Origin of the sequence: Solidesulfovibrio alcoholivorans DSM 5433, assembly GCF_000702665.1 — a bacterium.
Taxonomy (GTDB): domain Bacteria; phylum Desulfobacterota; class Desulfovibrionia; order Desulfovibrionales; family Desulfovibrionaceae; genus Solidesulfovibrio; species Solidesulfovibrio alcoholivorans.
This window is the reverse complement of the sequence record NZ_JNJA01000001.1, coordinates 32531-46815: the sequence shown is the minus strand read 5'-3', so window position 1 is coordinate 46815 and position 14285 is coordinate 32531. Positions and strand designations below refer to the sequence as shown.

General features: G+C 68.9%; 10 protein-coding genes. 6 read left to right on the top strand and 4 right to left on the bottom strand.

What is annotated here, in order from left to right; all coding sequences use genetic code 11:
* Positions 1-362: 362 nt before the first annotated feature.
* Positions 363-2246, top strand: a complete 1884-nt coding sequence (locus Q368_RS0100205; RefSeq protein WP_029456715.1) for a bifunctional lysophospholipid acyltransferase family protein/GNAT family N-acetyltransferase — start codon at positions 363-365, stop codon at positions 2244-2246.
* Positions 2247-2387: 141 nt separating this feature from the next.
* Here Q368_RS0100205 and Q368_RS0100195 read toward each other — a convergent pair whose 3' ends face one another.
* A complete protein-coding gene (locus Q368_RS0100195; protein WP_029456714.1) occupies positions 2388-3623 on the bottom strand; it encodes a molybdopterin molybdotransferase MoeA in 1236 nt (411 codons plus the stop codon).
* A gap of 15 nt (positions 3624-3638) precedes the next feature.
* Entirely contained in the window at positions 3639-4652 is a 1014-nt protein-coding gene (locus Q368_RS0100190; RefSeq protein ID WP_052359943.1) for a glucokinase, read from the bottom strand.
* Between the two features lie 90 nt (positions 4653-4742).
* Between Q368_RS0100190 and Q368_RS0100185 the strand changes: the two genes are divergently transcribed.
* The 5 genes from Q368_RS0100185 (at position 4743) to Q368_RS0100160 (ending at position 11066) form a co-directional block, all read left to right on the top strand.
* A complete protein-coding gene (locus Q368_RS0100185; RefSeq protein WP_029456712.1) occupies positions 4743-5375 on the top strand; it encodes a LysE family transporter in 633 nt (210 codons plus the stop codon).
* A gap of 82 nt (positions 5376-5457) precedes the next feature.
* Positions 5458-6366 carry a carbon-nitrogen hydrolase gene (locus Q368_RS0100180; RefSeq protein WP_029456711.1) on the top strand — a complete coding sequence of 303 codons (909 nt, stop codon included), beginning with the start codon at positions 5458-5460 and terminating at the stop codon, positions 6364-6366.
* Positions 6363-8300, top strand: coding sequence for a molybdopterin biosynthesis protein (locus Q368_RS0100175; protein ID WP_029456710.1), 1938 nt, complete (start codon positions 6363-6365; stop codon positions 8298-8300). The genes Q368_RS0100180 and Q368_RS0100175 overlap by 4 nt, the downstream gene beginning before the upstream one ends.
* Before the next feature lie 33 nt (positions 8301-8333).
* Positions 8334-8606: a TMEM165/GDT1 family protein gene (locus Q368_RS0100170; protein WP_029456709.1), complete on the top strand. Its 273-nt coding sequence runs from the start codon at positions 8334-8336 to the stop codon at positions 8604-8606.
* Between the two features lie 303 nt (positions 8607-8909).
* A complete protein-coding gene (locus Q368_RS0100160; protein ID WP_245611250.1) occupies positions 8910-11066 on the top strand; it encodes a sensor histidine kinase in 2157 nt (718 codons plus the stop codon).
* Here Q368_RS0100160 and Q368_RS0100155 read toward each other — a convergent pair.
* Together Q368_RS0100155 and Q368_RS0100150 are read right to left on the bottom strand one after the other, a co-directional pair.
* Complete coding sequence (locus Q368_RS0100155; protein WP_029456706.1) at positions 11056-13512, bottom strand: glycogen/starch/alpha-glucan phosphorylase; 2457 nt, start codon at positions 13510-13512, stop codon at positions 11056-11058. The genes Q368_RS0100160 and Q368_RS0100155 overlap by 11 nt on opposite strands.
* A 295-nt stretch (positions 13513-13807) precedes the next feature.
* On the bottom strand, positions 13808-14197 hold the full coding sequence (locus Q368_RS0100150) for an iron-sulfur cluster assembly scaffold protein (RefSeq protein ID WP_281174584.1): 390 nt from the start codon (positions 14195-14197) through the stop codon (positions 13808-13810).
* Between the last annotated feature and the right edge of the window lie 88 nt (positions 14198-14285).

Below are 14285 nucleotides of genomic sequence, written 5' to 3'. Positions count from 1 at the left end.
TGGTGCAGACTGGGCGGGCGGCGGACACAGGCCGCGCCCCGTGCGCGTGGCCTGTGTCCCTTTCTGGAAAAAAAGAAGCTGTCGGGCCTGTTGTCGGCGAACAGGATTCCGTGCCCTTTGCCCCGCGCAACTTTGGGGACGGCCGGCGGCGGTGTCAAGCAGGTTGCCTGTTGCCTGGCGCGCGCGGAAGGGGTATGGGGGCAGATGTAACAAATCCGCCGCATGTGTCACGGATGCGCGTGTTGTCGTCCGCGATCGCCGCGCAATCTCCATGGGCTCGTAACCGGGACCGGCTAGAAGACGGAAGGTTTACTTGAAGGAAGTTTCCCCGTCGCCACGACACCGTCCCATGAGGTGATGCCATGGATGCCGCCTGCCGTTCACGTATTTTCGCGCTCAAGCCGCCCTTTGGCGGAACCCTGGCCCGACGCGCCCTGTCCCTGGTCGAGCCCGCTCTGTCCCGCCTGCTCTCCCTGGAGCCCATCGAAGCCCTGTACCGGTCCATCCCCCGGGGTCTGGCCGGCGGCGCATTCGTCGACGCCGTGCTCGCGGCCATGGACGTGCAGGTGCGCCTGGCACCCGAAGAGCTGGCGCGCATCCCCAAGACCGGACCCGTGGTCGTGGTCTCCAACCATCCCTTCGGGGGCCTGGAAGGCCTGATCCTGGCCAAGATGCTCCAGGCCGTGCGCCCGGACGCCCGGATCATGGCCAATTTCCTGCTCGCGCGCATCCCGGAGCTGCGGGAGCTCTTCGTCTTCGTCGATCCCTTCGGCGGCGCTTCGGCCACGGAAGGCAACGTGCGCCCGCTCAAGGAAAGCCTGCGCGTGCTGCGCGCGGGCGGCCTGCTCGGTATTTTTCCGGCCGGGGCCGTGTCCCATCCGTGCCTGCAAAACGGCCGCCTGACCGTGGCCGATCCGGCCTGGAACACCACCGTGGCCCGGCTGGCCCGCCGCACCGAGGCCACGGTCGTGCCCGTGCACTTCGATGGCCGCAACAGCCGCCTGTTCCAGGCGCTCGGCCTCGTGCATCCGTTGTTGCGCACGGCCATGCTGCCCCGGGAATTCATCAACAAATCCGGGCGCACCATCGTCGCCCGCGTCGGCAGCCCCATCACCCCCGCCCGTCTGGCCCGGGTCGCCTCGTGCGAAGCCGAGGCCGACGCCTGCGTCACGCGCTACCTGCGCCTGCGCACCGACCTGTTGCGCGACCGTCCCAACCGGCCCCGCCGCCGGCCGCCGCTTTTCCCGCACAAGAGCGCCGCGCGCCAGGAAGCGCTCATCGCCCCCATCGCGCCGGAACTGCTCGCCGACGAAATCGCCCGCCTGCCGGCCGACGCCGTGCTGCACCAAAGCGGCGAGTTCGTCGTCATCGAGGCCAAGGCCGAGGCGATTCCCCTGGCCCTTCGCGAAATCGGCCGCCTGCGCGAACTGACCTTCCGCCGCGTGGGCGAGGGCACGGGCAAGGCCTGCGACCTCGACGCCTACGATCCCTTCTACCGCCACCTGTTCCTCTGGAACGCCGAGAAAAAGGAGATCGCCGGCGCGTACCGCATCGGCCGCACCGACGAGCTGCTGGCGCAAAAGGGCGCGCAGGGCCTTTACACCAGCACGCTGTTCGTGCTCAAGGCCGAGTTCTTTTCCCGCATCAGCCCGGCGCTGGAGATGGGGCGTTCCTTCGTGCGCCCCGAATACCAGAAGAGCTATTCGCCGCTGCTGCTGTTGTGGAAGGGGCTTGCGCAGATGGTCGTGCGCGAACCGCGCTACCGCGTGCTGTTCGGGCCGGTCAGCATCACCAACGAATACAAGCACGCCTCGCGGCGGCTCATCGCCAGCTATTTCGAAGGCAACGTCAACAATCCCAACCTCGCCCGCCACGTGCGGCCCAAAACGCCCCTGCGCGGCCAGGGCTGGCTGGCCCGGGCGTCCCAGACCCTGGTCGGCGACCTCGACGACCTGCTGGCGCTGATCGACGACATCGAGGCCGACCGCAAGGGCATTCCGGTGCTGTTGCGCCAGTACCTGAAGCTCGGCGGCAAGGTGCTCGCCTTCAATGTGGACAAGGATTTCGCCGACTGCCTCGACGGCCTGATCGTCGTGGACCTGCTCCAGGCCGACCGCCGCCAGCTCGAACGCTACATGGGCAAGGGCGGACTCGCGGTCTTCAATGCCTACCACAAGGCCCGCGCCCAGGTCGAAACCGAGGACGCGGCCGAGGCCCCCCGCGGCACAGACGAGCGCTGCGCCTAAGAAAGCCCCTCGCGCTCCCCCGCCAAGCGGCCGGATACCGCCATTTCCCCGGCACCCCCCTTCGGGGAGGTCCAGGAGGGGATCATCCCCTCCTGGCCGTCGGAGGCATCTTCATCCTCTTTCTTCTCTCCCCATTCCCCCTTACAGGAGCCTGACCGCGACTTCCATGCCGCCGGGGAAGCCTTCGCGGTCGGCCGGGATGACGATGCAGCCGTCGGCGAGCAGCAGTGTCTTGAGCAGCCCGGATTTGCCGAGCACGGGGTGGGCCAGCGGCAGCTGGCCGGGTCGCGCTTCCAGGCGCACGCGCACGTGGTCTTCGCGGCCCTGTTTGGAGGCCACGTTTCGCGACAGCTCGGCCGGGAAGGTCCGCGGCGGGCGGTCGAAGGCGGCGGGATCGCCGGCGAGGTGGGCGAGCAGCGGCACGCCGAAGGCGAGCATGACCATTTGCGCCGAGGTGACCTGTCCGGGCAGGCCGATGACCGGCCTGCCGCCGAGGCTCGCCAGGATCGTCGGCTTGCCGGGGCTTATGGCCACGCCGTGGGCCAGGATGTCCGCGCCGAGCGCGCGCAGGGCGTCCAGGGTGAAGTCGCGCGCGCCGACCGAGCTGCCGCCGGAAAGGAGCGTCAGGTCGTTTTCCGCCGTGGCCGCGGCCAGGGCGGCGGTGATTCCGGCGAGGTCGTCGGGCACGAGGGCGTAGGTTCTGGGCGCGGCCCCGGCCGCGGCGACCATGGCCGAAAGGGTGTGGCTGTTGACGTCGCGGATCTGTCCGGGCCTTGGCGTCGCGGCCACGGGCACGAGCTCGTCGCCCGTGGAGAGCACGCCCACGCGGGGCCGCCCGCCGACGCCGGCGCGCTCGTGGCCAAGGGCCGCGAGCATGCCGATCTCCTGCGGCCGCAGCCGCGTGCCGGCGGGCAGCACGCACTGCCCGGGCGCCGCGTCCTCGCCGGCAAAGAGCATGTTGTCGCCAGGCGCCACGGAGCGGCGGATTTCCACGGCTCCGGCCCCCATGTCCTCGGTGTATTCCACCATGACCACGGCGTCGGCCCCTTGCGGCAGCACGGCCCCGGTAACGATGCGCGCGCAGCGCCCGGGGGGCAGCGGCGCGTCCGGGACCATGCCGATGGGGATGTCCATGGCGAGGTCGAGGTAGCCGGGGTTCGAATCCGTGGCCCCGAAGAGGTCGGCGGCGCGCACGGCGTAGCCGTCCATGGCGGCGCGGGGATTGGCTGGCAGGTTTTCGGTGGCCGTGACGTCCGCGGCGAGGAAACGGCCGCGCGCGGCGAGGAGGTCGACGGTTTCCGGGGCAAGCGGCGCGAAGGCGCGCAGCAGGTCGGTGAACTGGGCCGTGGACACGGCCCGGAAAAAGCCTTCGCGCATGGCGATGTTCCTTGTTCAGGCTGACGGTAAGAGATCCAGGGCGATCCGGGCCGCGCCGAAAAGCCCGACATGTTCGTGCCGGACCAGGCGTACCGGCGTTTTCCGCAAGAGTCCGCCATAGGTGGGGGAATCGTGAAATTCCCGGGAGAATTCCGGGTGCGTGACCAGCAGGGGGGTTTTGGCCGCCACGCCGCCGCTGACGTAGAGACCGCCCGCGGCCACGAGGCCAAGCACGTATTGCCGCGCCGCCCGGCCGTAGAAGCGGGCGAAGAGCGCCGTGGTCGGGTGCCCGGGCGTGAGGCGCGCGCTGATTGCCGCGGGGGAGAGGTCCTCGCCCGTGAGGAAGCGGTGCAGGCAGGCCAGCCCCGGCCCGGACACCACGGAATCGCCCCGGGCGTAGGATTCGCCGGTTGCCGCGCACAGGAAGCGGCCGAATTCGCGCTCCTGTCCGTCGGCAAATGGAAACGCCGCCTGGCCGGCCTCGGACGCCAGGGCCAGGACGCGCCCCCCTTCGACGGGGACCAGGGCGGCGTGCCCCAGGCCCGTGCCCGCGCCGATGACGGCCCGGACGAGCTGCGGGTTCATGCCCCCGGGCAGGACCGTTTCGGCCGTGTCGCCAAGGAGCAGGCAGCCGTGGGCCTGGGCCAGGAAATCGTTGACGCAGGCGCTTGCGGTCAGGCCGAAGGCGGCGGCCAGGACGTCGAGGTCGAGCGCCCAGTCGATGTTGGCGAAGGTGACGCTGCGGCCGACCACGGCCCCCGGCACGGCGAACACCGCGGCGTCGGCGGCGTCCGGGCGCAGGTCGAAACCCGCCTGGGGCAGGCGGCCAAGCAGGTCCACGAACGATTCCGCCGCAGCGGTTTCCAGCCGGGCCACGGCCGCAAGGGTGATCGAGCCGTCCGGCGCGGCGAGGAAATGGCCGAAGCGGCTGCTCGTGCCGCCGATGTCGGCGGCCAGGATATGTCGGTCATGTCGGTCGTGGCGGGCATGGCGAATGGGCCGTGCGGTGCGGTCGCCGGGACGGGGCATGCAACGCTCCTTGAAATGCGGCGGGGTTTGCGGCACGTTGCCTCACGCGCCGCCGGCAGTGTAGCCGGGGCCGGACCGGAAACGCAAGCAATGGCCCAATCCCTTCCCTCCCTGGCCCTGGCCGCCGCCGCGCTCGGGCTTTCCGCCGGGTTTTCGCCGGGACCGCTTTTTTCCCTGGTGCTGTCGCAGACCCTGCGCCACGGCACGGCCGAGGGCGTCAAGGTGGCCCTTGCCCCGGTCGTCACCGATGCGCCCATCATTCTCGCCTGCTGGCTCGCGCTGTCGGAATTTTCCGGCGCGCCCACGGTGCTCGGGCTGGTGTCCCTGGCCGGGGCGGCGTTGCTTGTGCGCTACGGCATCGCCTGCTTCACGACCGCGCCGCCCGCGGCGGAGGCGACGCGGGAAGCGCCCCGGTCGCTCTGGCGCGGCGTGGCCGCCAACTTCACCAATCCCCATCCGTATCTGTTCTGGACCGCCGTGGGCGTGCCCCTGCTCCTGGAGGCGCGGGCCGCGTCGGGCCTTGCCGGCGTGTGCGTCTTCCTGGCCCTTTTCTACGTCGCCATCGTCGGGGCCAAGGTCGCGGCCGCCGTGGTCACGGGACGGTGCGGCCGGTTCCTGTCGGGGCGGGCGTACAGGCTGCTTATGGGCGCGCTCGGGGTCTCGCTGCTCTATTTCGCCGCGACGTTCGTCATGCAGGGCGTCTCCCTTCTTCGTGGCGCATAATGCCGCATTGTTCTTTGCCCGGAAGCCCCGTATCATGCTAAACTGCACCGGTCGCAACGCATACCGCTTCGAAGGAGTCCCCATGGCCGCGCCGTTCACCCTTGGCCTTGTACAGATGTCCCCGGAAAAAACCGTGGCCGCTTCCCTGGAAAAGGCCGCCGCCCGCGTGACCGAGGCGGCCGGGCGCGGCGCGCAGGTGGTCTGTCTGCCGGAACTCTTCGCCACGCCCTATTTTTGCCGCAACCAGGACCATGCCGCCTTCGACCTGGCCGAGCCCATCCCCGGCCCGACCACGGACGCCATGGCCGCCGCGGCCAAGGCCGCCGGCGTGGCCGTGGTCGCGCCGCTGTTCGAGCGCCGCGGCGCCGGCTGCTACCAGAACTCCCTGGCCGTGCTCGGCCCGGACGGCGGGCTTCTCGGCATCTACCGCAAGATGCACATCCCCCACGACCCGGGTTTCGAGGAAAAATTCTACTTCGCCCCGGGCGACCTGGGGTTCAAGGCTTTCGCGACGCCTTTTGGCCGCATCGGCACGTGCATCTGCTGGGACCAGTGGTTCCCCGAGGCCGCCAGGGCCACGGCGCTGGCCGGGGCCATGGTCCTGCTCTATCCCACGGCCATCGGCTGGCATCCCTCGGAAAAGGCGCAGTACGGGGAGACCCAGCGCGATTCCTGGATCACGGTCCAGCGCGGCCACGCCATCGCCAACGGGGCCTATGTCGCGGCCGTCAACCGCGTGGGCGTCGAGGGCGGGGGCGCGGGCTACGGCGAAACATTGGAATTCTGGGGCTCTTCCTTCATCGCCGATCCTTCAGGGCGCATTGTGGCCCAGGCCGGCCTTGCGGAAGAGGAAATCGTCACCGCCGTCATCGACCCGCAGGTGGTGGAAACCACGCGGCGGCACTGGCCCTTCCTGCGCGACCGCCGCGTCGACGCCTACGGCGGGCTGTGCCGGCTGTACGGCGAGGAAACGGGAGGCAAGGCGTCGTGAAACGCAATATCTACCTGCGCACCATTCCCATCGAGGACGCCCTGGCCAAGGTCAAGGCCGTGCTCGACCGCAAGGCCCTTGTCGGCGTCGAGCGCATCGGCGCCGAGCATGCCGCCGGCCGCATCACGGCCGAGCCGGTCATCGCCCGCTATTCCTCGCCCACCTTCCACAGCGCGGCCATGGACGGCATCGCCGTGCGCGCCGCGGATACCTTTCTCGCCCGCGAGGGCGCGCCCGTGCGCCTGGCCCCGGGCGAGGGCTTCGTGTTCGTCAACACCGGCCACCCGCTGCCCCTGGCCTTCGACGCCGTGGTCATGATCGAGAATGTGGTCATGGACGGCGAGGTCGCGACCATCGAGTCCCCGGTGGCCCCGTTCGCCCATGTGCGGCGCATCGGCGAGGACATCGTGGCCACGGAGATGATCCTGCCGCGCCACAGGCGGGTGACGCCCTACGACGTGGGTGCGCTGCTCTCGTGCGGGGCATACGAGATTCCCGTCTACGAGAGGGTCCGCCTGCGGGTCATCCCCACCGGCGACGAGGTCATGGACTTCACGGCGCATCCCGAGCCCGGTCCCGGGCAGGTGGTGGAGAGCAACTCCATGTTGTTGCGCGCCCTGGCCGAAAGCTGGGGCATGGAGTGCACGCGCGTCGCCCCGGTGCGCGACGATCCCGAGGCCCTGGCCGCCGCCCTGGAGGAGGGGCTCGCCTCCGACGCCCACGTGGTGGTGATCGTGGCCGGCTCGTCCGCCGGCAGCAAGGATTTCACCCGGGCCACCATCGAGCGCGTGGGCGAGGTGCTGGTCCACGGCGTCGCGGCCATGCCGGGCAAGCCGTCGCTTCTCGGCCATGCCCGGGGCAAGCTCGTCGTGGGCGCGCCGGGCTATCCGGTCAGTTCCGTGGTCTGCTTCGAGCGGCTGCTCTACCCGCTGGCCTGTTGGCTCAGCCGGTCCGAGCCGCAGTCGCGCCAGAGAGTCCAGGCCACCCTGGCGCGCAGCGTGCCCTCGCGCATCGGCATGGTGGATTTCGTGCGCCTGGCCGTGGGCCAGGTCGGCAGCGCCTACGTGGCCCTGCCCCTGTCCCGGGGCGCGGGCAGCATTTCGAGCCTGACCAAGGCGCAAGCCGTGACCCAGCTCGCGCCCGAGGCCGAGGGCCTGGAATCCGGGGCCAGGATCACGGCGGAACTGCTCGTCGACGCCGGGGAGCTTTCGCGCACGCTCGTGTGCGTGGGCAGCCACGACAACACCCTGGACCTCCTGGCCGACATGCTCATGCGCCGCGACCCGTCCGTGCGCCTGGCCTCGAGCCATGTGGGCAGCATGGGCGGACTCATCGCGCTCAAAAACGGCGCGGCCATGCTGGCCGGCTCCCATCTGTTCGACCCGGCCACCGACGACTACAACTTCCCCTTCCTGGCCAAGTACCTGCCGGGGCTTGCCGTGACGGTCATCAACCTGGCCATCCGCCAGCAGGGGTTCATCGTGGCCCCGGGCAACCCCAAGGCCATCCGCGCCACGGCCGACCTCGCGCGCGACGACGTGCGCTTCATCAACCGCCAGCGCGGCGCGGGCACGCGCATCCTCCTCGACTACCACCTGGGCAAGGCCGGTCTTTCGCCCGAGCAGATCCAGGGCTACGGCCGCGAGGAGCACACCCACATGGCCGTGGCCGTCAACGTGAAGACCGGCGCGGCCGACTGCGGCCTGGGCGTTTTCGCGGCGGCGCGGGCGCTCGGGCTCGATTTCGTGCCCCTGGCCCGGGAGCGCTACGACCTCGTCATCCCGCAGGCCTTTGCCGCGGACGACAAGATCGCGGCCGTGCGCGAGGTGGTGGGCGCAACGGCCTTCCGGGACAGCGTGGAGGCCCTGGGCGGCTACGAAACCGATTGGACGGGCCGCGTCATGGAGCCGGGAATGGGCCTGCCCGGCGCGTAAGCGGCAGCCGGTCGCGGCTGCCAAGAGGGATGCATGGACTGGAAACTGCTTTTCACCACTTTCGCCACCATTTTCGTGGCCGAACTCGGCGACAAGACGCAGCTGGCCTGCGTGCTGACGGCGGCGGATTCGCGCAAGCCCTGGATCGTCTTCGCCGGCTCCTCGCTGGCGCTCGTGGCCACGAGCCTGCTCGGGGTCATTTTCGCGGAATTCATCTGCAACTTCGTCTCGCCCGACATCATCAAGAAGGTCGCTGCCGTGGCCTTCGTGGTCATGGGCGCGCTCATCTATTTCGACAAACTCTAGGGGACTGCCATGGACGACAAGCGCCTGACCCTCGATCTGCGCGACAAGTGCTGAGGCCTGGGCCTGGAGATAGGGTGGTATCTCCGTTTATCCCGCGCCCGGGAACTGGAATTCCTGGTTGCGCCGAGCGCGCGGGGCGTGCTCGAGGACCAGCTGGCCACGGTCTCGGGCTGGCGGCTTGAGGTCGCCGCGGAGGAGGGGTTCCTGCGGGCGCGCTACAGCCGCCTGCGGCCCGGCGGCGCAGCCGGGTAGAACCGCGCGGCAGGTTTCTTTCGCCTGGACTTTTGCCCCGGAATCCTGTCTATGACGGCAATGGGGAAACTGCTCGCCGGATTGCGGCGTTGGGTCTTCGGCCGCTCTCTCGCCACGCTCTTGACCGGCATCGTGCTTATGGCCGGGTTGCCCGCCATCGCCATCATCCTGGGCATGAGCTTCGAAAACAGGCGCGCCGGGGAACTCCTGGTCCGGGAGGACATGCGCAACCTGACCCAGGGGCTCGTCGCCATCCAGGACGGCGTCGGGAACCTGTCCCAGGCGCTGCTCGTCGCCCTGGCCCATACCGGGGAAATGCGCGGCCACAACCTGCCGGCGCTCAACCGCATGTTCGCCTCCCTGCTCGACGACCACCCGGAAATGTCCAACATTTTTCTGACCGATGCCGCCGGCAGGGTGGTGGCGTCGGGGCTGCCGGCCTTTCTCGGCGTGGACCTTTCGGATCGAGATTACTTCAAGGCCGCTCAGGGCAGCCGCGGCCTGGGCGTCAGCCGGTTCATCCTCGGCCGGGCCACGCACAAACCCATCGTGGCCTTTGCCCTGGCCCGCACGGACGCCGAGGGCGCCTTCGCCGGCGTCATCGGGCTGTCCTATTATCTCGAGGGCTACGAACGGTTTCTCAGAGGCCTCGAGCTGCCGCCCCACGCGCGGGTCACGCTCCTGGACACCGATGGCCGGCGCATGGTCGCCTATCCGACGGATTCCCGTTTCCCCCTGGGCGAAACGGCCACGCCCCACATCTGGGAACGCTGCAACGAGGCGGCGGAAGACGTCGGATTCTTCGTCGGCACGCGGCGCAGCGGCGAGGAGGGGCTGTTCAGTTTCGCGCGCCTGCGCCTGCAGCCGGACCAGCCGCCCTATATGACCATCATTGTGTCCAGCACCCGCGGCGAAGCCTACGCCCAGGCCGACGCGCAGTTGCTCCGGGGACTGGTCCAGGCCTTCCTGGCTCTTGTCCTGGCCCTTGTCATCGCCTGGGCCGCGGGCAGATACGCCATCGGCCAGGGCCTCGCCCGCCTTTCCGCCGCCGCCGCCCGGTTGGCCACAGGCGACCTGGAGGCCCGGGCCGGCGCGGACGGCGGAAGCCTGGAGGTCCGCCGCCTGGGCGCGAGCTTCGACGCCATGGCCGGGGCCCTGCAACAACGCGACCGGGAACTGGAGCAGGCCGTGACCGCGCTGGCCAAGATGCGCTCCATGCTGCACAACATCCTGGAATCCATGCCCTCGGCGATCATCGGCCTGGACGGCACGGGGCACGTCACCCACGTCAACGACACGGCCAGCCGCCTGTTCGGTCTGAACAGGGAAACGGCCATGGGACGCGACGTGGTCGCCTCCCTGCCGCTTTTGGGCGACTACATGCATGCCGTGGAACGGGCCCTGCATGAACGCCGGGCCCTGGTCGTGGAAAAGCTTTCCCTGCCCCAGGCGGGGGACATGCATTTCCTGGATATGCTGCTTTATCCGCTCATCGCCAACGGCGCTGACGGCGTGGTCATCCGCTTCGACGACGTCACGGACCGCGAGCGCGCCCTGGAGGAAAAGACCGTCCTGCTCAAGGAGATCCACCACCGGGTCAAGAACAACCTGCAAATCATCCTGAGCTTCATCGGCCTGCAGGCCGACGACGCCGAAAACCCGGCCGAGCGCGACCGGCTGCGCCGCCTGGAGATCCGCATCCGCTCCATGGCCCTGGTCCACCAGCAACTCTACAGTCACGGCGACTTCGCCGCCATAGACCTGGCCGAATACCTGCGGGTCCTGACCGAGGGCGTGTGCAACGTCTACGCGGACGTCGCGACCCGGGTGCGCCTGCGCCTGGAAACCGAGTCCGTGCGCCTGCCGCTGGACAAGGCCGTGCCCTGCGGCCTGCTTTGCAGCGAACTGCTCACCAACGCCTGCAAGCACGCCTTTCCCGGCGAGCGGACAGGCCACCTGCGCGTGGGCTGCCGTCAGGAAGGCGGGGTCGCCCGCATCTGGGTGGAGGACGACGGTCAGGGGCTGCCGCCGGGCTTCGATGCCACAGGGGCCGCCGGCATGGGCATGACGCTCGTCACGGAACTCACCCGCCAGCTCGAGGGCGAGGCATCGTTTACCACGCCGCCAGGCGGAGGGGTGCGCTTCGAGGCGACCTTTCCCGTGGAGCCGCCGCAGGACGCGGAAGAGGTGGTCCTCGCTACTCCTTGAGCGGCTCGATGTGCCAGATGTTGCGGGCGTATTCCATCACGGCGCGGTCGCTCGAGAAAAATCCCATGTTCGCGGTGTTAAGGATGGACTTGCGGCTCCAGGCGTCGGGGTCGAGGTAGAGGGCGTTGACCCGGTCCTGGGCTTCGATGCAGGCGCGGTAGTCGGCCGTGACGCAGTAGTAGTCGCCGCGGTCGAGCAGGCTTTCGATGACGGGCGTGAACAGCCCGGGGTCGTCCGGGGCGAAAAAGCCGCGCCCGATCATGTCCAGCGCCTCGGCCAGTTCGGGGTCGTCGCGCACGCGGCTGCGCGGGTCCACGCCCCGGGTCCGGGCGGCGGCCACTTCGTCGGCGGTCAGGCCGAAGATGAAGATGTTGTCTTCCCCCACTTCCTGCATGATCTCGATGTTGGCCCCGTCCAGGGTGCCGATGGTCAGCGCGCCGTTTAAGGCGAACTTCATGTTGCCCGTGCCCGAGGCCTCCATGCCGGCGGTGGAAATCTGCTGCGAGAGGTCTGCGGCGGGGATCACCTTTTCGGCCTGGGACACGCAGTAGTTGGGCAGGAAGAGCATGCGCAGGCGGCCGCGCATGGCCGGGTCGGTGTTTACTTTCTCGGCCACGGCCGTGATCAGCCGGATGATGCGCTTGGCCATGAAATAGCCCGGCGCGGCCTTGCCGCCGATCAGCACCGTGCGCGGCGGCACGGCGAGCCCCGGGTCGCGGCGCAGGCGGTTGTAGAGGGTCACGACGTGCAGGACATTCAGAAGCTGGCGCTTGTACTCGTGCATGCGCTTGACCTGGACGTCGAAGAGCGTGTCCGGGTTGATGCCGAGCCCGGCCTTGCGCAGCACGTAGCGGGCCAGGCGCTTTTTGTTGTCGCGTTTGGCCGTGCGCCAGGACTGGCGGAAGGCCGCGTCCTCGGCCAGGGGCGCGAGCCTGCGCAGCTCCGTCAGATCCCGGACCCAGTCCGGGCCGATGGCCTCGGTGATGAGCGCCGACAGGATGGGATTGGCCTGGAGCAGCCAGCGCCGGGGCGTGACGCCGTTGGTCACGTTGGTGAACTTGCCGGGATAGAAGGCGTCGAAATCCGGAAACACGTGCTCGCGCAGGATGTCGGAATGGAGTCTGGCCACGCCGTTGACGGCATGGCTGCCGACAATGGCCAGATGGGCCATGCGCACCCGGGAGCTGCCCCGGTCGATGATGGCCATGCGCGCGAGCTTGCCGCCGTCGCCGGGATGACGCGCGGCCACCTCGGCCTGGAAGCGGCGGTCGATCTCGACGATGATCTCCAGGTGGCGCGGCAGCACGCGCCCGAGCAGGTCCATGGGCCAGGTCTCGAGCGCCTCGGGCAGGACCGTGTGGTTGGTGTAGGCGAAGGTCTCCCGGCAGATGGCCCAGGCCTCGTCCCAGGGCAGGAATTCCTCGTCCACGAGGATGCGCATGAGCTCGGCCACGGCGATGGTCGGGTGGGTGTCGTTGAGCTGGATGGCGACCTGGTCGGCGAATCCCTCGAAGGCGGCCGGACCGGGTCTGCGGTGGCGGCGCACGATGTCGCGCAGCGTGGCCGCGACCAGGAAATACTGCTGCTTGAGGCGCAGTTCCTTGCCGGCCACGGGTTCGTCGTTGGGGTAGAGGACCTTGGAGATGTTTTCCGAGAGGATTTTCGCCTGCATGGCCCCGACGAAGTCGCCCTGGTTGAAGTCGCGCAGCGAAAATTCCTGGGACGAGGCCGCGGCCCACAACCGCATGTTGGTGACGTGGCCGCCGCCGTGGCCGGGCAGGAGGATGTCGCAGGGCATGGCCATGACCGTGTCCGCGTCCACCCAGCGGTAGCGCAGGTTGCCCTTGTCGTCGGTGTAGGCCTCGCTTCTGCCGTGGAAGCGCACCTCGTAGAGGTGCTCCATGCGGTCGATGACCCAGGGGCTGCCGTGACGCCGCCAGTTGTCGGCCTGTTCCTCCTGCCAGCCGTTCACGATGGTCTGGTGGAACAGGCCGTAGTCGTAGAGGATGCCGTAGCCGCAGCCGGGAATGCCGCAGGTGGCGATGGAGTCCATGTAGCACGAGGCCAGCCGCCCGAGGCCCCCGTTGCCGAGCCCGGCGTCGCGCTCCTCCTCGGCCAGGTCGTCCAGGGAAAAGCCCAGATCGGCCACCGTCTCCCGGCATCCCTGCTCCATGCCCATGTTGATGATGGCGTTCATGAGGAAGCGGCCGGGCAGGAACTCCATGGACAGGTAGTACACGCGCTTGCTCATGGAGTCGTAATAGGCGGTTTGCGTGGTCAGCCACATGCGGATGAGCCGGTCGCGCACGGCGTAGGCCAGGCCGCTGAAGTAGCGGAAGGGGTCGGGCGGGTAGAGGTCGTTGCCGAGGTTGGAGAGGATGTGGCGGCGGATGTCTTCGCCAAGCGATGCGAGGTCGTGGTAGTCCGTGACGCTTCCCTTGCCCATGGCGGCTCCCTGGGGACGGGGAAGGCGGTCCTGCGGACGCGTCTCTTCCCGCTTTTTCCCGTGGCTCGTGCATTGGTGCGCCAGGGCGCGGGAAGCCTTGCCCGGCAGCCATTTCCGGCGCTTTACAGTGTCTACGGAATGGGGCGGGCGTTGTCAAAGCGGCCCGGGGGAGGGCGGGGCCGCCGCTTTGCGGGCGCAAAAAAAGCCAGGGGGCGTTAGCGGCGGACGCCCCCTGGCTTGCCCCCGACCGTCCGTGTGGGTCGAACGGGTGGCCGGGAATCGGACGGCGGTGTGCCTATGCCGCCGCCCGGAGACGGTAGTTGCGCAGGGCGATGCGCAGGGCGGCCACGCACCAGTTGTCGCAACCGAGCTTCTCGATGACGCGGGTCATGCGAGGCTGGAAATCTTCGCTGGACACGGCCTGGGCGTCATAGGCGTTCATGCCCACGACCGTGGCGATGAGCGCGGCCATGCATTCGCGGCTGTAGCTACAGCTTTCGACCGTGCCGCCGGCATTGACGATGATGTCGTTTTCGATAAGCAGCTGGATCTTGACGGCCCGGCCGCATGCGGAGCATTCGCTCACGCCTTCGATGGTGTAGTGATCCAGGGGCGTTACAACCGGGCGGACCTTGGGGGTGTTCGGGGTGGCGTCCATGGTGGTCTCCTTGTATGTAAAAGGCAGTGGATTTCGGGTTTGGCCATTCGCTTTGTCTCTCTAGTAGCAACGTGCGTGCCATGTTTTTAATATACTGAAATTTCAGGATAAAAAT

Excerpts from the sequence above, each read along its gene's own strand:
- Q368_RS0100205 (WP_029456715.1), top strand. The coding sequence starts at position 363 with ATGGATGCCGCCTGCCGTTCACGTATTTTCGCGCTCAAGCCGCCCTTT.
- Q368_RS0100195 (WP_029456714.1), bottom strand. The coding sequence starts at position 3,623 with ATGCGCGAAGGCTTTTTCCGGGCCGTGTCCACGGCCCAGTTCACCGAC.
- Q368_RS0100190 (WP_052359943.1), bottom strand. The coding sequence starts at position 4,652 with ATGCCCCGTCCCGGCGACCGCACCGCACGGCCCATTCGCCATGCCCGC.
- Q368_RS0100185 (WP_029456712.1), top strand. The coding sequence starts at position 4,743 with ATGGCCCAATCCCTTCCCTCCCTGGCCCTGGCCGCCGCCGCGCTCGGG.
- Q368_RS0100180 (WP_029456711.1), top strand. The coding sequence starts at position 5,458 with ATGGCCGCGCCGTTCACCCTTGGCCTTGTACAGATGTCCCCGGAAAAA.
- Q368_RS0100170 (WP_029456709.1), top strand. The coding sequence starts at position 8,334 with ATGGACTGGAAACTGCTTTTCACCACTTTCGCCACCATTTTCGTGGCC.
- Q368_RS0100160 (WP_245611250.1), top strand. The coding sequence starts at position 8,910 with ATGACGGCAATGGGGAAACTGCTCGCCGGATTGCGGCGTTGGGTCTTC.
- Q368_RS0100155 (WP_029456706.1), bottom strand. The coding sequence starts at position 13,512 with ATGGGCAAGGGAAGCGTCACGGACTACCACGACCTCGCATCGCTTGGC.